Source organism: Rubellimicrobium rubrum (assembly GCF_006152115.1).
GTDB classification, from domain to species: Bacteria; Pseudomonadota; Alphaproteobacteria; order Rhodobacterales; family Rhodobacteraceae; genus Rubellimicrobium; species Rubellimicrobium rubrum.
This window is the reverse complement of record NZ_VDFU01000040.1, coordinates 1-23616: the sequence shown is the minus strand read 5'-3', so window position 1 is coordinate 23616 and position 23616 is coordinate 1. Positions and strand designations below refer to the sequence as shown.

Sequence of the window (23616 nt, the reverse complement as noted above, 5' to 3'; positions counted from 1 at the left end):
TCCTCCAAGGATCCATGGGGTCGAACCAAGAGCCTTGACCACCACCGCTGTTAACGAACGATCCCTGACGCGGGCCCGAGGTGAGGGCGGCGCCTCGTGTGGCTTATGTGCGGGGCAGACCCTTGCTGCGGGAGAGTGAGGCGGCGAGTCCGTCCCGGAGGGGCCGGGCTCCGGGGGAGACGGACGCGCGGCCAGAGGGAGGCCACGCGACGCTTCCGCTGTCTCGTGATGCCGCCACGCATCCCGGCGCCGGGCCGTCAAGGGGCGAGCGCCCGCAGCAGGCTGCGGTCGGCTCCAGGGCCCGCCGTGTCCTCGGCTGCGCCTGCGGGCCGCACCACCGGGCCCCTCCGCCCCCTCTGACGGCCCAGCCCCGGGCCGCGGGCCGGGCTGTCGCCCGCCCCGCTCTGCCGTCCGAAACATGCGGGGCCTGTTTCAGACAGCAGACCAGGACGGCTCCGCCCAAAGGCGGCGCAAAGGCACCAAGACCCACACCGCCGCGCAACCACCACGCGGAGATGATTGATGGACTTTCCCCTGAACGAGATTGCGGAGGCGGCGCGCCAAGCCGTCACGATTGCGGAGCAGAACGACCGCTTCCGGCGGAGCTTTGGAGCGGACCCCACTGTGCCGGGCCGGATCGTCGTGACCCAGGGCGTGGCAGCTCTGGGCACGGGTCCCGCGCAGCGGATCATGGTGGCCGTCATGCGCTTTGCGGACTTCACCGAGGACAACGACCCCCAGGGCTGGCACGACTTCGGTGCCTTCGAGATCGAGGACGGGGGCCACGCCGTCCGGCTGTACTGGAAGATCGATCTCTATGATGCCGAGTACCGCTTCGGCTCCGAGGTGCCCGAGGACCTGGCCCGCACCCACCGCGTCCTGACGCTGCTGCTGCCCGACGAGTGGTGAGGACCGGGCGGGGCGCCAATGCGCGCCCCGCTTGCCCCTTTGCGCTTCAACCCCGAAAGGAACACGTCCATGACCGCTCAGAGCCTCATCGCCGAGTCAGCCGACCTCATCCCCTTTGCCGATCTCTACCTATCCCATCTTAACCCCCGCCGGATCGTGTCCGAGCCGGGCCTGGAGACCTTGGCCCAGAACATCCGTGAGCTGGGCTTGATCCAGAACCTCGCAGGCCTCCGGGACGAGACAGGCCGCGTCGGCATCGTCGCCGGGGGCCGACGGCTCCGCGCCTTCGCCCTCCTGCAGGACGACCCCCGATTTCAGGTGATCCCCGTGCGGCTCGCGCCCGATGAGGCCACTGCCGTCGTCTGGGCCTCGACCGAGAACCACCATCGCGAGCAGCCCCACCCTGCCGACGAAATCCGTGAGTACGGGGCGCTGGCTGCGCGCGGCATCGCCGTGCCCGCCATCGCCCTCGCCTTTGGCGTAACCGACAAGCACGTACAGCGTCGTTTGGCGCTGGCGCATCTCCCCGAGCCGGTGATCCAGGGCGTGCGCGACGACCAGATCAGCCTCGGCCAGGCCGCCGCCTTCACCATCAGCACCGACGAGCGGGTGAGCCTGGAGGTCCTCGCGCGGGTGCGCGGCACCGCCGTCAGCGACTGGCAGATCAAGCGGTGGCTCAAGCCCGACAGCGTCCGAGGGAGCGACCGCCGCGCCATCTATGTAGGCCGGGACGCCTATCTGGCCGCCGGGGGCCGCCTGGGTGGCGACCTGTTCACCGACGAGGACCTGTTCGACACCCCCGACGCCCTCGACCGGGCCTTCGAGGCTGAGGCCCGGCGGGCGGCCCAGGGGTGGGCCTGGGCCGAGATCAGCTTGGCTGACTACCTGACCCCGAACGAGATTGAACGGTGGCAGGGGGGACGGCTCTATCCTGTTCCAGGCGAGCTGACTGACGAGCAGGTTGCCCGCTATGACAAGCTGGCCGAACTGGCGAACGGCGACGTGCTGGACGAGGAGGGACAGGCTGAGCTCGACGCGCTGACCGAGGTGGCGGAAGGCGCCTACACGCCCGAGCAGAAGGCCCATGCCGGTATCGTCCTGCGGGTGGACCATCGCGGCGAGGTGCGCGTCCACGACGGGATCGTGCGGCCCGAGGATTACGAGGTCGCCGTGGCAGCGGGGGTGCTGGCCCCGTCCTGTCATGGCTCCGCCTCCTCTCCGCCGCCGAAGCCCGCGGTCTCCGCGGCGTTGGCCGAGGACCTGCAGCGGGTGGCCCGGGGCGCCCGGCAGACCGCCATCCTTGCCCATCCCGACCTCCTTCTCGATCTTCTCGCCTTCCAACTGTCGGGCCGTCTCGGATACCGCCACGCCTTTGGCCTTCGGACCACGGAGGTACGCACCCAGCCCCTGTCCGAGACGGGCTACCACCTCGACGAGCGTCTGATCGTTGCCCCGGAGACGCCGAAGGGCCCGTGGGCGTCGGACTTTGCCAAGGCCTTCCGGGCCTACCGCAAGCAGGGAGTCGAAGGGGTTCGCGCCGACCTCGTGCGGGGCTTGGCAGCGCTCCTCGACGTGGAGGACGACGGGCTGGGCCGCCTGATAGATAAGGAGGCAAAAGCCGACCTGCGCCAAGTCTGGACGCCCACGGCCGAGAACTTCTTCGCCCGCGTGGGAGGGCCCACTCTGGACGCGCTGTGGTGCGAGCTTCTGGACTTGGCGCCCGAGCACCCGACCGCTACCAGCTTTGCCAAGCTCAAGAAGCGGGAGAAAGCCGAGCGGCTGGAGCAGCTCTTCGCCGACCCCCGCACGGTCCGGGGCGTCACCGAGGCGCAAGCGGTGCGGATCGCGAAGTGGCGGCCCGACGGCATGGCCTGACACCCCCGGCAGGGCGCGCGAGCGCCCTGCCCTTCTGGAGCGAGATCCCCTCATGGCCGACCTGACCCCTTCGATACCTCAGAGGTTCTTATCCGTGTGCCACCTGGCCCTCCGGCGCAGCCCTGGTTGGAGGACGCGGTTGGACATCACTTGGCTCGACGCCCGCGTCCTCCTGTCCGGTGGTCCGCCTTGGCCGTCCGGTCTCCAGATCGATGCGCCGCCCGCTTTGGACTTCACGATCTGGGCGCATCCGGTTCTGGCCGTCCCCTGCCCCACCTGTGGGGCCGGCGTGGGCGCCTGGTGCGTCCGGCCGTCCGGGCACCAAGCGCTGGATCTTCACTCGCTGCGCTGCCTTCGGGCCGATCACGCCTTTCTCGAGCGGTATGGGACGGGCGCCTGCCTCACCTTCGTCGCGCCCGGCCAGTGGCTCGTCGATCCCTCCGGCGGCGTCCGCGACTGACCCCGTTTCCCGAGTGGTGGGAAAGCACCTGCCGCCCCTTCGAGGGCGGCCTTTTTGCTCCCATCCAGGCGCTCCTTGGCCTGCAATTGTTGCCGATGAATCCACAAGGGTATAACCCTGCAGAAGCTCGGATCGGGTGTGCGATCAGGAAAGGGTTCCCGGATGCGGACGTTCAGCGAATTCCAGATCATTGGCCACGTGGGCAAGGTTCGCGCGGTTGGGCCGACCCTGCGGGTCGACATTGCCGCCGACTACGGGCGCAAGGACGAGACCGGCCAGTTTCAGTCGAACCCCTACTGGAACGAGGTCACGCTCTTCAACGACCGGGTGATCGCCTGGGCGCGGGACACGCTCAAGCCCGGCGATCTGGTTCATGCGCGCGGGACTGTCCGGCAGACCCGCTACGACAAGGACGGCCAGACTGTCTACGGCGTCACGTTGGCGGCCGAGGACCTCGACCTGCTCTCCGCCAAGGCACAGGCCGCGATCTAACGGCGAACGGCGGGCCCCCTTGGGCCCGCTCGCCGGTGGGACCGGGGCCGCTTCGGACCGGTCGCGGCTACGCCAGATCCCAACGGTCTCTCAGGTCCTGAGCCTTCGCCGCCAGGTCCGGCCCGGCGGTCAGTCCAGCGGGCAGGCTCGTCCGCATGATCCGGGACTCCTCCCCATTGTCCCACTGGTAAACCCAGCCCACGACCTCGCCCGTGTCTGGGTTGGTCAGGGTGCGGATCAATCGTCCGATCTTCGGCTTGCGTCGTGCCATCTGGTCCACCTGTCGCTGACACCTGCGACGGCCGGACCCTGCTTGGTTCACACTGGAGGGCGAGGGTCAGGCGCGCCTGACCCTCTGCCCAAGCGGCGAGCGACGAGAGGATGGGGGGGAAGCGAAATCGACGGGGGTGGTGCGGCCCACAGGCGTGAGCCGAGGACACGGCCCCGTCTATTTCGCTTCGGGGGGAAGGAAGTCGAAACTCCTTCCCCCCATGCCGGTCCTGGCTTGGAGGATCGCGAAGGTCAGCCGCTCGGCGCTGTTCGCGGCCCCTGCCCTGCCCCGTGTCAAAGCTGTGCCGCAGTTGGTCTGTCCCTGCGAAGCCGTCGAACGGATCGGCTCCTGGTCGGATTAGACGCGTTGCGGCGGCGGTCGTCCGGATGCCAAGGACGCCCGTCGATCCTGGAGCCGATCTGCCTACCCCTCTGGTCCGGACGCCGGCCGCCCGTCTCTCAAATGGGCGACCGATCCTGACGGCGAGGTAGGCTAGGGCTTCGGCTTGGCCAGCCGTGTCAGGAGGTCGTCCAGAGCGGCCCAGAACGTCGGCTCGAGCTGGCCCCGGATGAGCCACCACGCGCTCTTGACCCCCAGGGGATCGTTCGCTTGCGCCAAGGCCGCCAAGGGCTCCTGCTCCACCGTCAGGGTGGTGTTGTAGAGGAACGTGGCCCCCCCTGCCCTCTTGCCGGCCGGAGCCTCGACGTAGCTCGGGGTGACCGTGTAGCCGGCCACCGCCGTGCGCCAAGCCGCCTTGAGGACGTCCTGCGGACGCAGCCCGGTGGCCTTGATGCGTTCGGCCTGACGGGCCAGCGGTCGCACGTTCACCGCCACACGGACCATGTTGGTCTTGGGCTCGGACTCCGCGTCTTCCTCCGGGATCGGGGTTGGCTCGGGAGCCGGAGTCACCTTGGGGGCGCGGCGTCGGGGCCGGCTCGGCTCGGCACCTGCGAGCGGGGTGGTCTCCGAGGCGGCCGGGTCGGGCGCGGCCGGGGTCGGTGGGGTTTCGGCCGCAGGCGCCTCGGACTCGGGCTCCGTGACCGGGGCGTCCGCGACGACCGGGCTCAGGCCCTGGTCGCGGAGGGCCGGACCGGGCGCCTCCTCGGGTGGGGCGCTCTGGCGCGTGCCGATGGTCACGGCGCCCGAGTACTCGGGGTCGCGCGCGAGAACGGGCTTCAGCTTGTAGCGCGCCATGGTTACGCCCTCGCTTCCAGGATGTCGTTGAGCACCTCCGTGGCTTCCATCAGGGCCTCCTGGTAGTGCCGCGCCTGGCTGCGCTGAAGCGGGTTCGGGCTCTGTTGCAGGCTTCGGATGATCTCACCCAGAAAGCCGAGCGCATCCATCTCCCGATAGGCGGCGCGGCGCTGGATCACGCTGTTGATGACGGGGAAGGACCGGACGGCCTCGTCCACCAGTTCGAGCTCGCGCTTCGTCGCCTTGGTCTGGCCCGGAAACTGCGTGATGACGACGTGATGGGGCGGTAGGTCGCTGGGATCCTCGACCCGGTCATGGAGGCGCCGGAACCACTCCACCGTCTGGGTGCCGACCTCGAAGTCAGTGACCGAGAGCACCACGGGGGTCACGAGGTGGTCTGCCAGCATGGCAATGTCGTCGGCCCAATCGCCCCCGACCCCAGCCGTGTCGATGAGCACGAAATCCGTGCCGCCCTCCTCGTAGGCCCGATTGATCGTCTCCTCGAGCTGCTGGGTGGAGGTGACCGAGGCGAGACCGGCGCCCTTGGGGGCGTTGCCCTCCTTTACGGCGCGGGCGTACCAGCGGGTCAGGTCGCCTTGGGCGTCGGTGTCGATCAGGAGCGCGGTCTTGCCAGCCGCCAGGGCCGCGCTGGCCAGGGTCTTGATCAGGGACGACTTGCCCGAGCCGCCTTTCCGGGCCACGGCCGCCACCACCACCATGTCATCGTTTGCCATCGCTCGATGCCTTTCCTGTCCTCACGGTGCGACCTCTCGCTTGCGGCCACTGGCCACGGAGGTCTTTATTCTTCTTTCATCGATCCCAGATCTGGCGCGTCGTGTCTCGGGCCTTCGATCCTGGGCCATGCACTTCGTGTCTCCGACCCAGGACTTCCGGTCACAGATCGTCCATCTCCGATGGTTGATCATGAGCAACCGACCTTTGGTCTCACGTTGCGCGTCGTAGGCTCTCTACCATTCGTATAGTGTCACGGAGCATCGATATTCTATCATAGAGTTCGGATAGAAGATCACACACTACATGCGACACGTCAGAGATGCGCATTTTCAAGCTTTTGGTCTCGTGTTGCGGACTGTCGATGGTGTGCGACATGCGTTGAGTCTTCTACCAGGAGGATTCCACTTCGGATCATCTATCGTGCGTTTCTGATCCCGAGTGGTCCGTCACGGATCATCGATCCGGGACACCGTACGTTTGGTCCGTGCCTCCGGATCGTGAGTGCCCCGCTTCCCTCTCGATCCCCGTGTTGGACTGGCGTGGCGGAATTCCCATGTGAGCGGTCCGACCTCCGAAGGGCGGCGCCTCCGGCGCCAAGGCGGTCCTGCCGGCCCGCCCGAAACGGACTACCCTCAGCACAACCTCTGCTTGCGCGACGGCCCGTGCTGAGGGTAGGGTTGGCGGGTAATAGAAATCCTTAATGTCGCATCATGGCCGACCGACGCCTCACGGAGGCTCAGCGCCGCGAGATCGCTCAGGACCGGGCGACGGGAGTTCCGGCCCAAGCTCTTGCAGTCCGCTTTGGGGTCTCCCGAAAGACCATCGAGCGCACCGTGGCCCGGCACCGGGGCGGTCCGCCCGTGGGCCGACCTCCGGGGCGCACCTTGGGGGTGTGGGTCTCGGACCAGGATCTGCGGGCCTTCGACGCCGTCATAGCCCGCCACGGCCTGAGCCGGTCGGACGCCATGAAGCGCATGATGCGGGTGGTGGGTGACGTGTTCACCGACAACGACGACCGGCTCGAGGCAGTGCAGGCGCTGAGCGCGGCGATCAATCGGATCGGGAACAACGTCAACCAGATCGCCCGGGCCTGCAATGAGGCGCGACGGCAGGGTCAGCCGCTGCCCTACACCACGCAAGCGCATGCCGAGGTCCAGGAGGCGTTGAAGGTCGTGTTCGCCGCGGCCGATCAGATGCAGCAACTCGCGCAAGGTCGACGGGCGCGGCTGTCGTTGGCCACCCAGGCCGTGTTCCAGCGGGAGGGAGAGGATGACCTCTAGACCGGAGATCCCCTCGCGTCGTCCTTCGAAGGAGAGAGGCGCGCATGCGGCGGACTAGGCTTTCTCCCGCGGCCGAGCTGTTCGGCGATGGCTGGAGCCGCATCCGCGGGCGGCGCGCCGGCGGTGGGGCAGGGGGGTCGCCTGGCTCCCCGGAGGGCTCGCTCCTGTCGGGCCGACGGGCCCAGATGGCGCGGGCGGCCCGGGGTCACAGCCCGGCGATCTTCAAGGCCATCCGCAAGGGGGGCTGCCACAGCCGCGCCGAGCTCGGCCGTCAGCTCAACTATCTCACCACCAAGTCGGCCTTCATCCTGGACTCGCGCGGCGAGTTCGACGGCCGCCGCGCGCTCGGGCCCGCCGAGATCAAGGCGGTGACCCGCCGCTTCGCTGACCAGTGGGATCCTACGCGTCACCCGAAGCTCGGGCACACGTCGCATCTGCTGATTTCGTTCCCCATCGGCACGAAGCCCGAGCATGTGCGCGAGGTGGCGCGCGACCTGTGCGTGCAGTTCTTCCAGGGCGAGGGCGCGCATTTCGACTTCCTGGTGGCGGTCCATACCGACCGTGCTCACCCCCACGCCCACATCGTGCTCAACCGCCGGAGCAAGGACGGCGAGGTGTTCTTTCTCAAGCGTGGCCATCACTTCAACTACCAGGCCTTTCGGGAGGCCATGGTGGAGCACGGCGACCGCCACGGCCTTCGCCTGCAGGCCGCCCGTCGGCTCGACCGGGGCGTGCTCACCTACACGCCCCGGAGCATCGAGGTGCAACGGGCCCGAGAGGAGGGCCGGGCCCCCGTCGAGCGGCCGCGCCTGGGCTCCGACCTCGACCGGGCGCTCCAGCGCATCGCGCTGGCGCGCTCGACCTACCGGGAGCTCGCGGTGGAGGCGAGCCGGTCGGGGTTCGAGGAGGTCAGCAACGCGCTCCTGCGAGCCGGCGCGATCCTCGCGCGCGGCGGTCACATCCTGCCACAAGGAGGTCTCTACATGGCGGACGACCAAGACTCCTTCGACACGCTGGTGCGCGAGTTCTCGCAGGGGGTGAGGGCGGTGGAGAGCCGGATCGCGGCGGCGGCTCCCGCCGAGCGGCCCCGCATGGAGCAGCAGCTCCACGAGGTGCTGGCCTCGGTCTCGCACATGAACCCGCTCGGGCGGGACTCGGCGTCCCTGCGGGAGGCGCCCAGCCCCGACGGGCTCTACTCGCGCGCCAACATCGACCGGGCGGCGCTGGAGCGCTTGGATGCGCCTCAGGTGACGGCGACCCTGGATGCGGCTCTGCACGGAACAGGCCTGTCCGCCACGGAAGTTCTCGCCCGGCTCCAGGTGGGCGCTGACAGCGCCGCGCTTGAGCATCACTGGCTGGCGCGGGACGCCCGCGTCTTGGCGCAGGCCCAGGGTCTCGACCCGGAGAAGGAGGAGGACTTCGATCGGGCCCTCGACCGGCTGGAGGAGACCCAGGCCAAGGTGACTGACTCGCTCACGGCGGCTGGCGTCCTGCGTCACGGCGCTCAATCCGTCACGGCCGTGGATCGGGGAGATCCCCTGGAGGCCGTCGTGCTGCGCCTGCGCGACGAGCGGGCCTCGACCCCGGCCTTTGTCCGCCGCGAGGACGCGCAGGCCTTCCGCAACGAGATCGAGCACAGCCTGACCCCTGACCAGATCGAGCGCCTCGCGCAGGGGGAGACGGAGGTGCTGGCCGATCTGGCCGAGGATCCTCTGGATCAGCTCCTGCTGGCCAAGGCCTACGCGGAGAGCCAGGAGGGGACCCCGCGCCCGGCGATCCACGCCCGCCTTATCGATGCGATCAGCGACGCGCAGATCGACGCGCAACGCCTGCGTCAGGTCTCCAACTACCGAGGGCCAATCCATGGATAGGTCCCGCGTCCTCGCGGCCGGGACGTCGTTTTCTCTTCTGGGCGCGGCCTTTGGCTATGCGATCGCCAGCGCCTATCTCACGTACCAGTTCGGGGGATCGCTCCAGGATCCTGACTTCCTGTTCCTGGCGCGGAACCTGACGGCGCTGCGGGAGCGGGCGCCGACCGAGTTCCTGACCGCCGGGGCGATCATCGGGGGCTTTGTGCTCCTGGGGCTCGCCCTGACGGGCGTGGCCGCCCAGGAGAAGCTCACCTCGTTCGGACAAACCACCTGGCAGACGCCAGCGCAGATGAAGCGCAACGGCTTTCTCGGCGCCCCCGGCCGCGGCTTCCTCTTGGGCAAGCTGGGCCCGCCCAAGAGCCGCCGGCCTTACTTGGCGTCGACGACCTTCCCGCACGCCCTGCTAGTCGCGCCCACGGGACGGGGGAAGGGCGTGGGGTTCGTGATCCCGAACCTCCTCACCTTCAAGGGATCGGTGGTGGTGCTCGATGTGAAGGGCGAGAACTTCCTGGAGACCTCTCGGCACAGGAAGGCCCTCGGCGACCGGGTGATCCGCTTCGCCCCGGCGGATTGGGACGGACATCCCACGTTTCGCTACAATCCGTTGCAGCGCATCTACGAGATGAAGAACCCCGATCGGCAGATGATGGAGCTGCGGCTCACGGCGGGGCTCTTCCTCCAGTCGGACAGCGAGCGCGTGTCCGGCCTTCTGCAAGGTGGGATCAACCTGTTCGTTGCCGCCGGGATGCTCGCCTTCGAGCGGGACACTCCCACCCTGAGCGCCATCCACCGTCTCGTCTCCGAGGGCAGCGACAAGCAGAAGGCCTATGCCAAGCTCAGCCGGGAGGCGCGGCATCCGGCGGTGAAGCTGATCTTCGAAGGGCTCGCCTCGATCAACAACGACACGCTGACCTCCTATCTGTCGCTGCTGCTGACCTCGGGGCTCGACACCTGGTCGAACGGCGCCATCGCGGCGGCGACCTCTGCCTCCGACTTCTCATTCCGCGACCTGCGCAAGCGGCCGCACGCCATCTACCTCGAGGTCGCGCCCGACATGGTCCGACCGCTCGCGCCGCTCATCCGGCTCTTCTTCTCGGACCTCATCGCCTCGCTGCAGGCCAAGGAGCCCGGCCCTGACGAGCCCTGGCCCGTGATGATCCTCCTCGACGAGTTCGACCGGCTCGGGCGGATGCCGATCGTGGCGGAGTCGATCAAGACGCTGCGCTCCTACGGCGCGCATCTGGCGCTCGTGACCCAGACCATCCCGGCGCTTGATGAGCTCTACGGCGAGAACACGCGGCTGTCGCTGCAGGGCGGGGCTGGGGTGAAGCTGTACCTGACGCCGTCGGATCAGAAGACGGTTGCGGAGCTGAGCCAGTCCGCCGGCCGGACCACCAAGCGCGTGATCTCCCGGTCGCGCCCCTTGGGGCCCCACACCCTGAAATCCCGGACGCTGACCGAGCGCACTGAAGATGCTCCGCTCCTATCGGAGGACCAGGCGCGCACCATGAGCCTGGAGGACGTGGTCGTGGTCATCGATGCCCAGTCCCCGATCCGCGCCAAGCGGATCAAGTACTACGAAGACCCATTACTCCGGGCGACCCATGCCGCTCAGTCCGGACCATACCCCTATCCTGATCCAGCCGTCAGCAAGATGGCGCAGCTCGACCAGACGAGCGAGGCGCACGCAGTCCAGATCGCGGAGCAGGAGGCCCGGATCGCGGCGCTGGAGACAAGGGCGGAGACCAGCCCGACGGCTCCGGTCCCCCCGCCTCCGACCCCCTCGACGCCCGAGCTCATGACCCCCTCGGTGCGACGTGCCCGGATCAAGAGCGCCGATCGCGCTCGCGCGGCCACGCAGCTGACGCCGGGCGAAGTCGCAGAGGAGGATCGAGACAAGCTACGACGGGGGGTTGGGCGGCTCAGCGAGATCAAGGCTGGCCAAGCTGACGACTCCAGCAAGACATTGGCGACCCAGGCCGAGACCTCCACCCTTCGGCACAGGTCAGCCGGCAGCTTGTGAGCGCCAGGAGGCAGGGCAGGGGCCACACATGGCTCCGGCGGCTCGGTCCGACGACAGACGGAGCATGGGAGACAGTCCAGGACCCGGTTCTGCGATCAGGTCTTGGACGGACTGGCTGAACTCGAGGACTTGCCGCCGTCGGCCGCCCGGATCGCATCCAGGCGCCTGTTGCGCTCCAGCATCTGCGCCACCTGACTGGCCTGGGCGTAGCCCGTTCCCCGGCTGGCGGTGGCGGTGTCGAGCACACGCCGCGCGCCCGCGCCTGCCATCTCCGCGGGGCTGGCCCGGCCGGAGGCGTAGCGAGCCTGATATCCTCGGGTGTTGAAAAGCCCTGCCGCCCCGGCTCGGCCTTGGGACAGCGCGCCTCCGGCCGCACCCAGCAGGCTCGGCGCATTGGCCATGACGACATTGCCCGACAGGGCCCGCACGATCAGCGGGATTGCCACGATCATGCCGGCGGCCATGAAGATCATAGCAAAGAAGGGCAGGAGGGCGCCGATGCTGCCCGCGTCGTAGGGGTCGCCCAGGCGATCCATCATGTTGCGCGCCATCGCGATGATCGTCGACATGACCCCCGCGATAACCAGGGGGTACATGGCGTAGCCCACGAGGCTCGAGAGCCATCGGTGGAAGTAGTCCTTGGTGGCCTCGAAGATCGAGGCGGCGATCATCACCGGCGCGAGCCCGATCATGAGGGCCAGCATGATCTTGGCGAAGATCAGCACGCCGCCGGCGAGTGCGCCGACGATGCCCATGGCCAGCGCGCCGACGCCGGTGATCATCGCGCCCCCCATCCAACCCATCTCCTCGGTGGCGGCGTTCAGGTACTCAGCGAATTCGTCCAGAAGGATGTCGAAGGCTTGCGCAAACCCCGCTGTACCTTCCGGGCCACCGCCTCCCACCGCCTGCACCATGGCGCCGCCGAGCTGGTCGAGACCGTCCGTGACAGCAGAGGCCAGCGTGTTGAACTGCACCCAATTCAGTGCGAAGACGTTGATGAGCACGAGGCGCACCAGAAGCAGGACAGCCGTGCGACCGTCCATCGAACGGGTCTGCAGCGCGAAGCTGACCAGCAGCAGGACGATGAGAAGCGTCGAGGCCACCACGACGATGCCGCCCATGGCTCCGGCCAGGGCCGCGAAGGACGACTGCGCGGCGGCGTCGAGGGTGCTGTCGGCGAAGTCGACCATCCAGGAGACGAAGCCCACGGCGTTGCCTTACCAGTTACCCTGCTCGCGGCAGATTGCGCGAGCTTCCCGGCGGAGATCATTCTTCAAACGACGGAACTCGCTTTCAGCATCTGTCTGCGCTTGAAGATCGAGGGCAGCGTAGTTCTCCTGATACTCCGCATCGGCCTCGTCCCAGGACGGAGCACGGTTGGTACAGGAGCAGTCGCCGGTGGCCACGATGGCTTCGTAGCTGCGGGCTTCGTAGATTGCGCTCAACAGCAAGCTCCGTTGCACCTCCCAGCCGTCCAGGTTCTCGGCCCAGGCGGGTCGCGGCGGCCGATCCGGGCAGACCAGGGGTTCGCTCTCCCTCGCGACCTCGGGCGGCGTCAGATCGCGAAACGTGTCCGGGGTGGTTGCGTCCGTCGATGGGGTGGACGGCGTGTCCTGGGCCACGACCGGGGCCGTAAGGCCGCACAGGGCCAGCGCCAAGACCAGGGACGCGCAAGGGCTCATCTCAATCCTCCGTTTGCGTGCTCGCTCAACCCGGTTTCGGCACAGGCGAGGCTTGGCAGGTAAAACTCCGTGACCCCGCGGCGGCTCTCGTGGCGCCCCACCTGCACGATCACGTCGATGGTGCACTCAATGTAGGCGAGGGTCTCGGCATAGGTCATGGGCAGGTTCGCCTTCAAGGCGGCGATGGCGAGCCGCTTGACCGCGAGCTGCGGCGTCTCGGCGTGCAGCGTCGTCATCGAGCCGCCGTGGCCGGTGTTGATCGCCTCGAGAAAGCTCATGGCCTCCCCGCCCCGGACCTCGCCCAGGATGATCCGGTCGGGGCGCATCCGCAGTGCTGAGGTCAGCAGGAGGTCGGCGCTGCGCGCAGGGTCGTCCCGGCTGGCGAGGAGCGTCACCACGTTCGGCTGCTCGGGGCGCAGCTCGGCCGCCTCTTCGATGGTCACGAGCCGGTCGGACGGCGGCACCTGCGACAACACCTTGCGCAGGAGCATGGTTTTGCCGGTGTTGGTGCCGCCCGAAACGATCAGGTTGAGCCGCTCGCGGACGCAGAAACCCAGGGCCGCGCCGATGTCGCCGGAGCGCACCACCTCCTGCAGCTGCGCGTTGCGCGCGCGCCGCCGTGCCTCCAGGCTCTGGGGCCGGTCGTAGAGCCAGCCGACCTCCACCTCCGCCAAGGGTCGGATCGCGAAAAACCGGAGCGAGATCGACGGGGCCTTCTCCACGGCCGGCGCGATGACGACCTGCGCGCGGATCGGCCGAGTGCCGTAGAGGATCGACACGCTGATGATGGGCCTCTTGTCGGACACCTGCGTCCGGGCCGCCGAGGCGATCTGATGGGCGAAGTCGCGCACCTGCACCGGGGTCAGGGCCACGCCCAGGGACGACATGGCATGGTCGCCCTGGAACTCCGCCCAGATGGAGCCATCCGGGTTCACGGCGATCTCGATCACGTCGTCCCGCCGCACGGCGGGCCCCAGGCGATGCAGCGAGGCCGCCAGGTAGGAGTCCGCCGGAGCCGGGGCGTCGGAGAGCACCGTCTCGCGCTCGCCCATGGTCAGCTGAGCTCCAGGTCGCGGTCGACCATGACCGTGATGCGCGAGCCCTGGTCGACATAGATGGTGGGCACCACCGACAGGTACTCGTCGAGAACGGAGCGGCTTGCATCCTCCACGTCCCCACCGAGCTCCTCCGCCAGTTCGGCCGCCAAAGGGTCGTCCACGGAGGCCGCCGCCGCCGAGGGCAGGGCGGAGATCAGCGACACCAGGGCCGCCGAGCCGAAGCGGGTGCCCAGGCGGCGGTCGATCCTCCCATCGGTTCCCGAGCGGCCCAGCTCATCCGCGCCATACGCCGCGATGGTCACCGATTGGCCGTCCGGAGTGATAATGCGGTCCCAGGCGACCATGAGGCGGCGCTGCGTGGCTTCGACCTGGCTGTTGTAGCGGCCGATGAGCTTGGAGCCGCGCGGGATCAGGACGCGGGTGCCGTCGTAGCTGTGTACGTCCTCGGAGACGACCGCACGGATGGCACCTGGCAGGTCGGAGTCGATGGCGGTCTCCAGGGCTGCCTGGATCACGGTGCCCTGGATGACGGTGTGCGACGGGTTGGCTATGACGGTAGCCTGCTCCACGTCGGCCGCGCGAGCTCCGGCCCGAAGGAACTCCTCGTTCGGCCCCAAGTCCGGCGCGGCGTCGGCGCTGGCTGGAGCGGCGCCCGATCCGCCAAAGGCTACGAGGGGCGATCGGATGCGGGCCAGCCGGTCGGCCTCAGCCTGCGCGCGGCGCGCCTCTAGAGCGGCCAGCCGCTCGGCCTCGGACGAGGCGACAGGAGGGGCTTCCGAGCCGTATGGCCCCAGGGGCTCAAGCGACGGCGGACTGGACTGGGCCAGCTGCAGTTCGGCTCGGAGCCGTTCGGCCTCCAGCTCCCGCTGTCGGGCCAGCCGCTCGGCGTCCTCCAAAGCGTCCTGCATGTCCTCGGTCTGATCGGTCAAGGCCGTGATCTGTGCGCTCAGCCGCTCGATCTGCGCGGCGCTCTCCGCATCCTGGCGCGGCTCCTGATCCCGATTGGCGGCCGCCTCTCGCATGGCGTCCAACTCCGCCCGCAGGTCCGCGAGCGTTTGCATCATCGCCAGCTCGGCCTCGGACGGACCGGTCGGCGTGGCCGGAGGAGGCGAGGGCTGCGCCGCCACCGGGATGGGGTCCGGCGTGACCTTCTGGGTTGGCATAAGCTCCCAGCCGCTGCCGACGGTCTGAAACTCTTCGGGCTCCGCCGTTGCCATTGCTTGATCCGGCGTCTGCGACCGGTTCAGGACCAGGATCGTGCCCCAGATCGCCGAGAGGCCCAAAAGGGCTGCGATGATCCGGGTCGTGCCAACGGTCGAGCGCCCGCGAGCGTGGGGCGATCTGGGGTCGAGCGCGTCCAGCCGTTCCCTCAGGTCCAGTTGTGGTTCGTCGCTCATGTGCCCTCCGGAGCCAAGGCCTGAATGCAGACGACCTGCTCGCCCAAGCGCAGGACCCATCGTTGGCTCACGCCCGAGATGCGCACGATCCCGCCCGCTTGTGTCGTGCTGTTGACCGTGCGCTCGCCGCCCTCGGGCCCGACCCGCAGGATGGCGGGGAGGGGCGCGTTCGGGGCGAACTGGACGTAGGTGAAGGTGCCGTCGTCCGAGACAGCTATGGGGGCGAACTCGGCCTCGCCGCTCACGCCGTAGCGGTAGGTGGGCGCGCTCGGCACGACCGCGTTCCTCGGGGCGGCGGAGGCCGCGCCTGGGTAGGTGAAACGGACGACGTAGTAGGTGGGCCCGCCCGACTCCACGACGTTGAAGTAGTAGCTGCGCAGGTTCGTATAGACGTTGATGTTGGTGCTGACGCCCGACATCACCGGCTTGACCGCGAAGGCCTGCCCGCCGGGCACCCCGTCGAAGAGGAAGCCCTCGGTGTCCCCGGCGACGATGGAGGTGATGGTCTCGCCGGGGGCAAACTCCACGCTGGTCACGTGGGTGAGGCTGGTGTTCAGGCGATAGACCTCGCCATCGACATACGTCGCGACGCGCACCCGCTCGTCATGCCGGCCCCGGCCGGGTGTGGCCTCGGCCAGCGCCGAGGAGGCGACGACCGCGAGAAGGACGGCGGCTCCGGTCCGATGATTCCAGCGGCCCATCTACTCCTCCAACCGGTCCGAGGTGATGGCGTAGTCCTGCACAAGGAAGCCCAGCGGATTGGTCCACACGCCGTCGATGCGCCGCACCTGTTCCGGCGCGAAGGCGAACTTGAGGGTCACGGTGAAGAGCCCGGTGGTCGGCCCCTGGGGCGAGGTCAGGCGCTTTCGGAGCCGCACCTGGGCGCGGTCGTTGGTGACCAGCGTGATGCTCAGCACCTCGACCTCGATCCGGGCGTTGTCGCCATAAGCGGTCGGCGGGTAGGCGTCGTGGCCGCTGGTCCAGAGAGCGCGCAGCGTGTCCGCCGCCGCGCCCGTGCTCTGGGCCAGCACGCCGCGCACCCGCAGGTCGTTGTCGAGCTGGTTGTAGGTCTCGCGGGCGGTCACGTAGCGGAAGACCTCCGATTGGATCAGCGCCGGCCGCTCATCGAGGCTGACCGTTCCGACCCGGGCCTCGGGCAAGGCCATTCCAGTGTCGGGGTCGTAGGCGACGAGGGCCGGGGCCGGGTCCACGTCCAGGATCGCGACGGCTGCTGCCGACAGGCACCCCACGACCCCGAAGGTCAGGCCGAGTCCGGCCAGGACCTTCCAGACGCGCTCGCGCCGCCTCGCGCCGTAGATCAGCTCCTCCTCGAGGATGTCGCTCATCTGCGCCACGACCGTCACTCCAGATCCGGCAGGGTGAAATCGACGTACTCGCGCTCGGCCGCGATGGTGGCGGCGTCGATGACCCCCGCCTGACCCGCGCCGACGGTGGCGACCGACTGAAGCCGCAGCATCTCGAGGAGGATGATGCCGATCTCCGCCGTCACGCGGGTGTTGTGGTCGATGGAGGCCTTGAGGTCGGGCTGCTCCGGGATGGCGGCCACCAGCGTCTCGAGGCGTTCGGCCGCCTGGCCGGCATTCTCGTGGCTGACCTGCGCCGCGGCCGACATGGTGGCGCCCGTGGTGGCGCGGGTGGCGATCCGCTGCGCCTCCTCGTCGGTGCCCACGCCGTCGCCCGACGTGTCGGTGGGGTCGCTCGGGCCCTCGCCGGACGGATTGCCGGCCGCCATGCGCTCCAGGGTTGCGGCGTCAAACCCCGCCTGACCCAGCACGCCCTCGATCTCCTCGCGCATGCGGCCGGCGTTCGGACCCACGAGCTGCGACCAGTCGCCGTTCTGCACGGCCTGTATGGAGGCCGCGACGTCGGTGAAGTTGCCGCCCATGAGGTTGTCGAGCTCGCCTCCCATGAGGAGGTCGATGATGTCGCGTTCGCCGGTCAGCGCCTCGTAGGTGGCCGTGAGCTGGTCCAGTTGGGATTGCAGGGTGTCGATTTGCTCCAGCGCGTTGTCGAGGAGGTCCGACTGGATGCCGAAGTCTTCCAGCATCTGCTCGAGCTGCTTGATCTGTTGCGCGATGGAGCCGAGGTCGATCACCGGGATGGCGGCGTGCGCGCTTGGAGACAGACCCAGCACCAGGGCGGTCGAGAGGAGGAGGCGCTTCATTCCAGGGTCTCCAGGGTGAAATCCGCGTAGTCGCGCTCGGCGGCATAGCTCGCGGCCAGGGCGACCTGCTCGGCGCTGAGAGGCTTGGTGTGGACGGCCTGCAGGCGAAGGGACATCACCAGAAGCCGCCCCACCTCGGCGCGGGCGTAGGTGTTCAGGCTCATGGCCTCCACCGGATCCGCCGTCTGCCGGATGCGAAGAACGATGCCGCGGAGCCGCGTGGCGGCCGCGGCGATCATCGCCTCAGTGTGCCCGGCGTAGACCAGAGCCGCATCAGCGGTGAGCGACAGCGTCGCGCCTGCGAGGAGCGCTGGGTCGATCGTGCCCAGGGCATCGATGCCACCCACGGCTGCGAGGTAGCTGTTGTACTTGGCCGGGATCGCCTTGACGTAGCCCTGGGTCTCCTCGAAGGGCGGCACGCCTCCGTACTTCTGCACGGCGCCGGGACCGGCGTTGTAGGCCGCCAGCGCGAAGACAATGTTGCCGTCGAAGGCCTGGAGCTGCTGGCTGAGGTAGCGGGCGCCGCCTTCCACTTGCAGGTAGGGGTCCTCGTAGTATTCGGGGTAGATCCCGAGCTGCTGGGCCGTGCCGGGGATGATCTGGGTAAGCCCGAAGGCCGCGGCCGGGGAACGCGCGCCCACCTGAAACCGGCTTTCCTGCCATATCAGCGCCTGCAGAAGACAGCGCCACTGCACGGGCGAGAGCCCCGCCGCGCTCACTCCCGGATAATTTGCCGTGTCCTTGGCGACCTGGATGATGAGCTCTTCGACAGTGACGTTGGCGTCCCCGAAAAGCCGCGCGGCGGCGGGGTTCGGGTCCTCAGGGCCGTAGAGAACACCGGCGGAGACAGGCGTGGCACCGTCGCCCTCCAACTCCTCAACGGCGAGCGGCGTGCCTGAGTCTGGCCCGGCCCGAACGGAGGCGAGGATGCGGTCGAGGGCGGCGAGCTGCTCCCGCTCGACCTGCAAAGCGTCGGCTTCGCCCGACAGACGATCGGCCTGGAGCGCCAAGTCCTCGTCCTTCTGGCCGATCAGGGCCGCCTCGCGCAGCTCCAGGCCCTCGTCGTGGACGGCCCCGCCTCCGAACAGACCCCCGAACAAGCCATCCAGCAGCCCGGCCTCGCTCCCGGTGGGGCTCAGGAGCGCGAGTCCGAGCGCAAGGAAGGCCAGATCCCTATGCATCGGGTTCCGGCCGCGCGTCGCCGGGGACCGGCATGAAGCTGCAGGGCTCGCCCTCGATGAGGTTGAAGCAGGTGGCCGTCGGGCCTTGCGCGGTGGTGCACCCGACCAGCCCGAGGGCGGCCAGCGTCAGCGCCAGGATTTGCCAGGCCCGCATCTCATAGCCTCCAGAAGTCGCGTCGCGTCCGCCAATCGGGGCCCGCGAGGGACTCCCCCTTGTCCAGCCCGCCCAGGACCGTGAGGAGGGGTCCCAAGGCCGACAGGTCGGCGTCGATCAGGGTGGAGCCCCGGTCATCGCGCACCAGCCCCAGCCGCGCGCCAGGACCGGTTTCCAAGAGCAAAGCCAGTTCCTTGTCGTTCAGCCCCAGCATCTCGTAGTCGGAGGCGCGGGCCCGGAGGTTGGGCAGCAGCACCTGGGTCGGCACCGCCTCCACGATGGTCCGACCCGTCCGGGTGCGCTCGAGCTGGCTCGCGTACTGGGTCATCATCACCACGGCGGCGTTCTGCTTGCGGGCGGTGACGAGCCAGTTGGACAGGCGCTCGGCGAAGTAGCTGGTGTCGAGGGCCTTCCAGGCCTCGTCGACGACGATCACCGTGGGCCGGCGGTCCTCGATCAGGCGCTCGACGCGCCGGAACAGGTAGGAGAGAACGGCCATGCGCTCCCGTTCGCTTTCGCTGTCGAGGATGCCGGTGAGGTCGAAGCCCACGACCTCGCCCTCGAGCGAGAAGGTGTCGGCCCGGGTCTGGCCGAAGATCCAGCCATAGCGCCCGGTCTCGGTCCATTCCTGGATGCGCTCGTGAAGGTCGCCGCCGTCGTCGGCCGAGGCAAAGAGCGAGGCAAGGTCCGTCCAGTTGCGCAAATGGGGTGGGGCCTCTGCGTTCTGCCGGACGACTTCGGTGATGCGGTTCGTCTGCACGGGCGAGAGCGGCCGGCCCTCGCGGCTCAGGAGCGCCACCAGCCAGTCGGCGAGCCAGGCCTGCCCGCGCTCGTCGGTCTCCAGCCACAGAGGGTTCAGGCTCGTGGGCTGGCCCGCCTTGATCGCGGCGTAGGAGCCGCCGAGCGCCCGCACCGCCATCTCCATGCCGCCGCGGTAGTCGAAGACGACGATCCGCGCCTCGGCCCGCCGAGCCATGGTCATCAGAAAGGCCGCGAGCACCGACTTACCCGATCCGGAGCGTCCCAGGATCAGGGTATGCCCGCTCGTGGGCTCGCGCGACGGCGCGCCTCCTTCGTGACAGCTGAACCAGAACCCCGACCGCTCGGGCGTGGGAAACATGGTGAGCGGGGTGCCCCAGGGCGTCTCCCGTGCCGGCTTGCCCAGGGGCGTCCGGTGGAAGGCCGCGAGGTCGGCGAAGTTGCGGTTGGTGATGGCGGCCTTGCGACTCCGCATCAGGGCGTTGCCAGGCGCTTGCGCGAAGTAGTGGGTCTGCGCCGCAAAGGCCTCGTTGACCAGCATGACACCTCGGCTGGCGGCGATGTTGCGCACCTCGCTCGCCAGCTCGTCCAGCTCCGCGAGGCTCGGCGAGACAAGCGTCACCGTCATGTGGTGGTCGCCGAAGATCAGCCGCCGGGCCTCCAAGTCGTCGTGCGCCTCGTCGAGCTCCAGGAGCAGCGAGGTCGCGCCGTCCTGGCTGGCGCGCATGAGCCGCTTCTGGCGCTTGATGCGCTCGGCCATGAGGTTCGAGTTGATGGGCGTGAAGCTGTGGGTCACCACCATGTCGACGGGCAGGTTGAGGCCGTCGAACAAGCCCACTTCGGTCGTGGCCGGATAGGTCTTGATGGCGAAGGTGGTCCCGTACCGATGACCGACGAGGCCTTCCGAGAGCACGAAGCGGGCGCCCTTGAAGGTGACCCGCGTGTTCGCCACGTCCTCGGCCAGGAACCCATACCGCGAGCCAGGCGCGATCGGATGCTCCTGTCCGGTGTTGAGCGCGCCCAGGAAGCCCAGGAGCTCGCCGCTAGAGGCCGTGAGGCGCCGCGGCCGCATCTCGCCAAAGCTCGACAGGATGAAGCCCACCACCTCGTTCAGCTTGCGCAGCGCCAGGGCCGTCTCGTGCTTCAGGGTTTCGGCCGACTTTGCCGAGAAGAAGGGGACCTTGGAGCCGAGAGCCGGTCGCTTCATCACCGTGAGCGTGAGGGCCCGATCCCGCAGCCCGAGGCGATCGAGGTGCGTCCGCCAGCGTCCGTCGACGGCAGCGGCGAAGTCCGCCCCCTCCATGGGGCGCAGCTCGTGGCGGACCGCCTTTGAGACCTTGTGGACATAGACGGCGTAGCCGGTGCCGACCTGAGCCAGGACCTGAGCGAAGAGGCGCTTGGTGCGGTCGAGATGCTCGTCCTCGACCGTGCCGCTGTTGACGCCGCCCAGGCGGACGCACTGAAAAAGCTCGTTGCCGCGCGTCCGCACGGTGACGTCGTCGACCAGGCTGACATAGGGCAGCATTCGCGCCAGCTGCCGGTCGCCGCGCCGGGGCTTGGGCCGCATCGCGTCCCAAAGGGTCGCGCGGGCTGGGTCCACGCTGGCGGACCTCTGAGGCAGTGTTGGGATCTTGCGCTGAAACATCCGAGGCTCCGCGGGGGCTGGGGTCAGGGGGCGTAGTGGGTGCCCCCGTCCTCCGAGCGGATCAGAGTGGGCGGCGTGTGCTGCAGGACGGTGGCCATGACGTCGAGGACGTGCGGATCCCAATCGGCTGCCTTCCAGGTCGCCGGGTAGGCCAGCAGAGCCATCACCGCGACAATCCAATGCTGGACCCATAGGAACAGCAGGGCTGACCCGAACAGCCACACCACCGCGTACATGATCGGGAGCCCGAAGAGCTTCGGGGGCCGGATCAGGCCGAGGAAGAGCCGCGTCTGCTCCGCCATCGTCCGGGCCGTCAGGCGCCGAAAATCGCGCCGACGATGGTCGGCGCAGCGGCGACGCCCACGACGGCAACGACGACGTACAGGGCGCGCTGGAAGTCGATATACCCCAGGAGCCACGTCACGAAGACGCCGATCAGCGCCAGCGTGCCCAGGACCAGTCCGAGCGGGCCCGTCAGCGCGTCCACGATGCCTTGCAGGACGTTCTGCACGGGCGACAGGTCGATCTCCTGGGCCCGAGCCGGGCCGGCCACGGCCAAGCCCGCCAAAACGACTGCAAGGTTATGCTTATGTCTTTTCGTCATCCGATCTCTCCTCTGAGCCGGGCTGCAATTGCGAGCACCTTTCGAACGTGCCCTTGTGTTTCCTCGTAAGGTGGAATTCCGCCGTATTGCGTCACGGCTTCGGGGCCGGCATTATACGCCGCGAGCGCTAATTCAGGGGAGCCGAACCGCTCCAATTGCATCAGCAAATAGCGCGCCGATCCATCGAGGTTCTGCCGCCAGTCGCGGGGATCGACCTCCAAGCGCGAGGCCGTGGCCGGCATGAGCTGGCCCAGGCCGATCGCGCCCACGGGGCTGCGCGCCTGCGGGTTGTAGCCGCTCTCGACCTCGATATTGGCCTGGTAGAGCAGCAGCCAGTCGGAGACGCCCAGGCCCGCCTGCCGGAGCGCCCCATGTCCGGCATAGCGCAGAGCTGTGGCCTCGATCTCGGCCAAGATCTCGGGGGCTGCCGCACGACGTTGAGGAGCAGCCGCGCTGACCTCTGTCGCCGGGGGAGCTCCCTTGTCCTCACGGCCAAACAGGAGAAGACTGCGGGCCGGACTGCCGGCAGCATCCCCATAATGTCGGGAAAACCCGCTGCTGCCTTCCTGGTTGGGCTGCAGGTTGCCGTCGGGGCCCATGACCAGGACCAAGCCGTCGGCCGTGGCCTGGCCCGGCGCCCCGCCAAACGCCAGGACGAGGACCAGGCCTCCGACCCTAAGCCAGCGTCGCCCCGTGATGCGCGAGGTTGTGGGCCACGCTGCCCCCTTGCTCCATGGGAATGGTGATGGTGCGGAAGCCCAGAGTATGGAGGAAGTTGAAGACGCCGTTGACCGTCCGGAAGGTCCGAGGCTTGTCGCCATCGTCCTTGCTGCGCCGAACGGTGACCAGGATCCGGTCGGACTTCCCGTCCAAGGAAACGCAGCGAATGACCCAAAGCCCATACCAGACTCTTTGCTTCCAGCTGGGCGTCTCCAGGCAAACGACTACTGCTTGATAGCCGAGTCCCAAAAGATCGCGCAGACCTTCTTCGCTCACTACCTCGGGCCCTAATTCTGGCATAATGCGATCTACGGTCCTTCGATCCGTGACCGTATATGCCTGCCTCCGGTGCTCTGGAGACGACTATACGGTCGTATACTCTTGTTGCAATGATTTTCTGCAACTATGACGGGAACTCGGCCTCCGCCCGCACCTACGCTGCCGAAAGGAGAGTCTGGACAAGGTGTTACACGTGATCACTAGAATGTCATGCGTGTCCGCGCTCCTTGCAGGCCTGGTGACCGGACTGCCCTGTGTGGCCCAGCCGGTCGGCTGCATCCCACCGATCCGGCCCTTCTTGCCTAGCGATCCCCGTGACGTGCGAGCCTATGCAGACCTGCTGCGCCAGGACTTCGAGGCCTACATTGAGGACTTTGACGCTTACCTACGGTGCCTCGACGCGGAGCGCGCCCGGGTCTTCGAGGAGGGCCAGGAGGTTACCCAGGAGTACGGACGGCTCCGGGCGCTGACACTACGCTCGCGGTCCCTCGAGATCGCCGACTGAGGAGCTTCGGTTCGGCCCTCGTCTGAGGTCAAACGGCTCCGCCTTGGCTGCCTGCTTCCTGCGGGACTTTTGTTTCGGTCCTTCATCCCGCGTCGTGTGCGTTCCGCCTTCGGTCTTCTATCATCCACTTTCTATCACGTGCGTCGTGTTGCTCCTGACCTCTGGCTTGGTGTTGGCGTCGCCCCTGAGCGGGGCCGGGCTCTAGAGCCGTCCGGCCAGGGTCCGGCCGGCTCCGGAGCCGCGCTGACAGGGCGCGTCTCCGCCCATGCGGGTGACATGGTGTAACAGCTGCCGCCCGCCTGGCGCATGGTCGTCCTGGCGGCACGGCCGCCGGTCC

Annotated in this window: 25 protein-coding genes; 8 read left to right on the top strand and 17 right to left on the bottom strand. The window is 68.4% G+C overall.

Annotated elements, in window-relative coordinates; genetic code table 11:
* Nucleotides 1-522: 522 nt before the first annotated feature.
* From FHG66_RS19435 to FHG66_RS19420, 4 genes are all read left to right on the top strand, one after another.
* The gene (locus FHG66_RS19435) at nucleotides 523-909 is read left to right on the top strand and encodes a DUF3768 domain-containing protein (protein ID WP_139078707.1); all 387 of its coding nucleotides are present in this window, start codon (nucleotides 523-525) and stop codon (nucleotides 907-909) included.
* Between the two features lie 69 nt (nucleotides 910-978).
* Nucleotides 979-2784, top strand: a complete 1806-nt coding sequence (locus FHG66_RS19430; RefSeq protein ID WP_176556353.1) for a ParB/RepB/Spo0J family partition protein — start codon at nucleotides 979-981, stop codon at nucleotides 2782-2784.
* Nucleotides 2785-2923: 139 nt separating this feature from the next.
* On the top strand, nucleotides 2924-3244 hold the full coding sequence (locus FHG66_RS19425) for a zinc finger domain-containing protein (RefSeq protein WP_246082692.1): 321 nt from the start codon (nucleotides 2924-2926) through the stop codon (nucleotides 3242-3244).
* A gap of 162 nt (nucleotides 3245-3406) precedes the next feature.
* Nucleotides 3407-3736: a single-stranded DNA-binding protein gene (locus FHG66_RS19420; RefSeq protein ID WP_139078705.1), complete on the top strand. Its 330-nt coding sequence runs from the start codon at nucleotides 3407-3409 to the stop codon at nucleotides 3734-3736.
* A 67-nt stretch (nucleotides 3737-3803) separates the two neighbouring features.
* On the opposite strand, the gene FHG66_RS19415 is transcribed toward FHG66_RS19420, so the two are convergent.
* The 3 genes from FHG66_RS19415 to FHG66_RS19405 all read right to left on the bottom strand — a co-directional run bounded on the left by FHG66_RS19415 (nucleotide 3804) and on the right by FHG66_RS19405 (nucleotide 5935).
* Entirely contained in the window at nucleotides 3804-4007 is a 204-nt protein-coding gene (locus FHG66_RS19415; RefSeq protein WP_139078704.1) for a hypothetical protein, read from the bottom strand.
* Between the two features lie 492 nt (nucleotides 4008-4499).
* Complete coding sequence (locus FHG66_RS21750) at nucleotides 4500-5201, bottom strand: hypothetical protein (protein ID WP_176556352.1); 702 nt, start codon at nucleotides 5199-5201, stop codon at nucleotides 4500-4502.
* A gap of 2 nt (nucleotides 5202-5203) precedes the next feature.
* A complete protein-coding gene (locus tag FHG66_RS19405) occupies nucleotides 5204-5935 on the bottom strand; it encodes a ParA family protein (protein WP_139078703.1) in 732 nt (243 codons plus the stop codon).
* 711 nt (nucleotides 5936-6646) lie between these two features.
* On the opposite strand from FHG66_RS19405, the gene FHG66_RS19400 reads away from it, so the two are divergent.
* Genes FHG66_RS19400 through FHG66_RS19390 form a run of 3 tightly spaced genes read left to right on the top strand, consistent with a single transcriptional unit; the run spans nucleotide 6647 to nucleotide 11110 of the window.
* Nucleotides 6647-7216, top strand: coding sequence for a helix-turn-helix domain-containing protein (locus FHG66_RS19400; RefSeq protein ID WP_139078702.1), 570 nt, complete (start codon nucleotides 6647-6649; stop codon nucleotides 7214-7216).
* Nucleotides 7217-7260: 44 nt separating this feature from the next.
* Nucleotides 7261-9087, top strand: coding sequence for a relaxase/mobilization nuclease domain-containing protein (locus FHG66_RS19395; protein WP_139078701.1), 1827 nt, complete (start codon nucleotides 7261-7263; stop codon nucleotides 9085-9087).
* Entirely contained in the window at nucleotides 9080-11110 is a 2031-nt protein-coding gene (locus tag FHG66_RS19390) for a type IV secretory system conjugative DNA transfer family protein (protein ID WP_139078700.1), read from the top strand. The genes FHG66_RS19395 and FHG66_RS19390 overlap by 8 nt, the downstream gene beginning before the upstream one ends.
* A gap of 95 nt (nucleotides 11111-11205) precedes the next feature.
* Here FHG66_RS19390 and FHG66_RS19385 read toward each other — a convergent pair whose 3' ends face one another.
* The 14 genes from FHG66_RS19385 to FHG66_RS21740 all read right to left on the bottom strand — a co-directional run bounded on the left by FHG66_RS19385 (nucleotide 11206) and on the right by FHG66_RS21740 (nucleotide 22771).
* Entirely contained in the window at nucleotides 11206-12318 is a 1113-nt protein-coding gene (locus FHG66_RS19385; protein ID WP_139078699.1) for a TrbL/VirB6 family protein, read from the bottom strand.
* A gap of 9 nt (nucleotides 12319-12327) precedes the next feature.
* Nucleotides 12328-12792 carry a hypothetical protein gene (locus tag FHG66_RS19380; protein ID WP_139078698.1) on the bottom strand — a complete coding sequence of 155 codons (465 nt, stop codon included), beginning with the start codon at nucleotides 12790-12792 and terminating at the stop codon, nucleotides 12328-12330.
* On the bottom strand, nucleotides 12789-13844 hold the full coding sequence (locus tag FHG66_RS19375; protein WP_139078697.1) for an ATPase, T2SS/T4P/T4SS family: 1056 nt from the start codon (nucleotides 13842-13844) through the stop codon (nucleotides 12789-12791). Before FHG66_RS19375 ends, FHG66_RS19380 begins: the two co-directional genes overlap by 4 nt.
* Before the next feature lie 2 nt (nucleotides 13845-13846).
* Entirely contained in the window at nucleotides 13847-15247 is a 1401-nt protein-coding gene (locus tag FHG66_RS19370; protein ID WP_246082691.1) for a TraB/TrbI/VirB10 family type IV secretion system protein, read from the bottom strand.
* The gene (locus tag FHG66_RS19365; protein ID WP_139078696.1) at nucleotides 15244-15948 is read right to left on the bottom strand and encodes a TrbG/VirB9 family P-type conjugative transfer protein; all 705 of its coding nucleotides are present in this window, start codon (nucleotides 15946-15948) and stop codon (nucleotides 15244-15246) included. The genes FHG66_RS19370 and FHG66_RS19365 overlap by 4 nt, the downstream gene beginning before the upstream one ends.
* Nucleotides 15949-16593 (bottom strand): VirB8 family type IV secretion system protein, encoded by a 645-nt coding sequence (locus FHG66_RS19360; protein ID WP_139078710.1) that lies wholly within the window; start codon nucleotides 16591-16593, stop codon nucleotides 15949-15951.
* Nucleotides 16594-16607: 14 nt separating this feature from the next.
* On the bottom strand, nucleotides 16608-17432 hold the full coding sequence (locus FHG66_RS19355; protein ID WP_139078695.1) for a type IV secretion system protein: 825 nt from the start codon (nucleotides 17430-17432) through the stop codon (nucleotides 16608-16610).
* Nucleotides 17429-18613 carry a lytic transglycosylase domain-containing protein gene (locus FHG66_RS19350; RefSeq protein WP_139078694.1) on the bottom strand — a complete coding sequence of 395 codons (1185 nt, stop codon included), beginning with the start codon at nucleotides 18611-18613 and terminating at the stop codon, nucleotides 17429-17431. Before FHG66_RS19350 ends, FHG66_RS19355 begins: the two co-directional genes overlap by 4 nt.
* Nucleotides 18606-18767 (bottom strand): hypothetical protein, encoded by a 162-nt coding sequence (locus tag FHG66_RS21745; RefSeq protein ID WP_176556351.1) that lies wholly within the window; start codon nucleotides 18765-18767, stop codon nucleotides 18606-18608. The genes FHG66_RS19350 and FHG66_RS21745 overlap by 8 nt, the downstream gene beginning before the upstream one ends.
* 1 nt (nucleotide 18768) lies before the next feature.
* Nucleotides 18769-21093 carry a VirB4 family type IV secretion/conjugal transfer ATPase gene (locus FHG66_RS19345; protein ID WP_139078709.1) on the bottom strand — a complete coding sequence of 775 codons (2325 nt, stop codon included), beginning with the start codon at nucleotides 21091-21093 and terminating at the stop codon, nucleotides 18769-18771.
* A gap of 101 nt (nucleotides 21094-21194) precedes the next feature.
* On the bottom strand, nucleotides 21195-21473 hold the full coding sequence (locus FHG66_RS19340) for a VirB3 family type IV secretion system protein (RefSeq protein ID WP_139078693.1): 279 nt from the start codon (nucleotides 21471-21473) through the stop codon (nucleotides 21195-21197).
* A gap of 11 nt (nucleotides 21474-21484) precedes the next feature.
* Entirely contained in the window at nucleotides 21485-21775 is a 291-nt protein-coding gene (locus FHG66_RS19335; RefSeq protein WP_139078692.1) for a TrbC/VirB2 family protein, read from the bottom strand.
* Nucleotides 21772-22386 (bottom strand): lytic transglycosylase domain-containing protein, encoded by a 615-nt coding sequence (locus FHG66_RS19330; RefSeq protein WP_246082689.1) that lies wholly within the window; start codon nucleotides 22384-22386, stop codon nucleotides 21772-21774. Before FHG66_RS19330 ends, FHG66_RS19335 begins: the two co-directional genes overlap by 4 nt.
* A gap of 64 nt (nucleotides 22387-22450) precedes the next feature.
* The gene (locus FHG66_RS21740; RefSeq protein WP_176556350.1) at nucleotides 22451-22771 is read right to left on the bottom strand and encodes a hypothetical protein; all 321 of its coding nucleotides are present in this window, start codon (nucleotides 22769-22771) and stop codon (nucleotides 22451-22453) included.
* A gap of 217 nt (nucleotides 22772-22988) precedes the next feature.
* Here FHG66_RS21740 and FHG66_RS19315 point away from each other — a divergent pair, with 217 nt between their 5' ends.
* Nucleotides 22989-23279, top strand: a complete 291-nt coding sequence (locus FHG66_RS19315; protein ID WP_425471766.1) for a hypothetical protein — start codon at nucleotides 22989-22991, stop codon at nucleotides 23277-23279.
* Nucleotides 23280-23616: the final 337 nt, after the last annotated feature.

Bases quoted from the DNA above. Each gene is read 5' to 3' on its own strand.
- FHG66_RS19435 (WP_139078707.1), top strand. From the start codon at position 523: ATGGACTTTCCCCTGAACGAGATTGCGGAGGCGGCGCGCCAAGCCGTC.
- FHG66_RS19430 (WP_176556353.1), top strand. From the start codon at position 979: ATGACCGCTCAGAGCCTCATCGCCGAGTCAGCCGACCTCATCCCCTTT.
- FHG66_RS19420 (WP_139078705.1), top strand. From the start codon at position 3,407: ATGCGGACGTTCAGCGAATTCCAGATCATTGGCCACGTGGGCAAGGTT.
- FHG66_RS19415 (WP_139078704.1), bottom strand. From the start codon at position 4,007: ATGGCACGACGCAAGCCGAAGATCGGACGATTGATCCGCACCCTGACC.
- FHG66_RS21750 (WP_176556352.1), bottom strand. From the start codon at position 5,201: ATGGCGCGCTACAAGCTGAAGCCCGTTCTCGCGCGCGACCCCGAGTAC.
- FHG66_RS19405 (WP_139078703.1), bottom strand. From the start codon at position 5,935: ATGGCAAACGATGACATGGTGGTGGTGGCGGCCGTGGCCCGGAAAGGC.
- FHG66_RS19400 (WP_139078702.1), top strand. From the start codon at position 6,647: ATGGCCGACCGACGCCTCACGGAGGCTCAGCGCCGCGAGATCGCTCAG.
- FHG66_RS19395 (WP_139078701.1), top strand. From the start codon at position 7,261: ATGCGGCGGACTAGGCTTTCTCCCGCGGCCGAGCTGTTCGGCGATGGC.
- FHG66_RS19390 (WP_139078700.1), top strand. From the start codon at position 9,080: ATGGATAGGTCCCGCGTCCTCGCGGCCGGGACGTCGTTTTCTCTTCTG.
- FHG66_RS19380 (WP_139078698.1), bottom strand. From the start codon at position 12,792: ATGAGCCCTTGCGCGTCCCTGGTCTTGGCGCTGGCCCTGTGCGGCCTT.
- FHG66_RS19375 (WP_139078697.1), bottom strand. From the start codon at position 13,844: ATGGGCGAGCGCGAGACGGTGCTCTCCGACGCCCCGGCTCCGGCGGAC.
- FHG66_RS19370 (WP_246082691.1), bottom strand. From the start codon at position 15,247: ATGAGCGACGAACCACAACTGGACCTGAGGGAACGGCTGGACGCGCTC.
- FHG66_RS19365 (WP_139078696.1), bottom strand. From the start codon at position 15,948: ATGGGCCGCTGGAATCATCGGACCGGAGCCGCCGTCCTTCTCGCGGTC.
- FHG66_RS19360 (WP_139078710.1), bottom strand. From the start codon at position 16,593: ATGAGCGACATCCTCGAGGAGGAGCTGATCTACGGCGCGAGGCGGCGC.
- FHG66_RS19355 (WP_139078695.1), bottom strand. From the start codon at position 17,432: ATGAAGCGCCTCCTCCTCTCGACCGCCCTGGTGCTGGGTCTGTCTCCA.
- FHG66_RS19350 (WP_139078694.1), bottom strand. From the start codon at position 18,613: ATGCATAGGGATCTGGCCTTCCTTGCGCTCGGACTCGCGCTCCTGAGC.
- FHG66_RS21745 (WP_176556351.1), bottom strand. From the start codon at position 18,767: ATGCGGGCCTGGCAAATCCTGGCGCTGACGCTGGCCGCCCTCGGGCTG.
- FHG66_RS19345 (WP_139078709.1), bottom strand. From the start codon at position 21,093: ATGCGGCCCAAGCCCCGGCGCGGCGACCGGCAGCTGGCGCGAATGCTG.
- FHG66_RS19340 (WP_139078693.1), bottom strand. From the start codon at position 21,473: ATGGCGGAGCAGACGCGGCTCTTCCTCGGCCTGATCCGGCCCCCGAAG.
- FHG66_RS19335 (WP_139078692.1), bottom strand. From the start codon at position 21,775: ATGACGAAAAGACATAAGCATAACCTTGCAGTCGTTTTGGCGGGCTTG.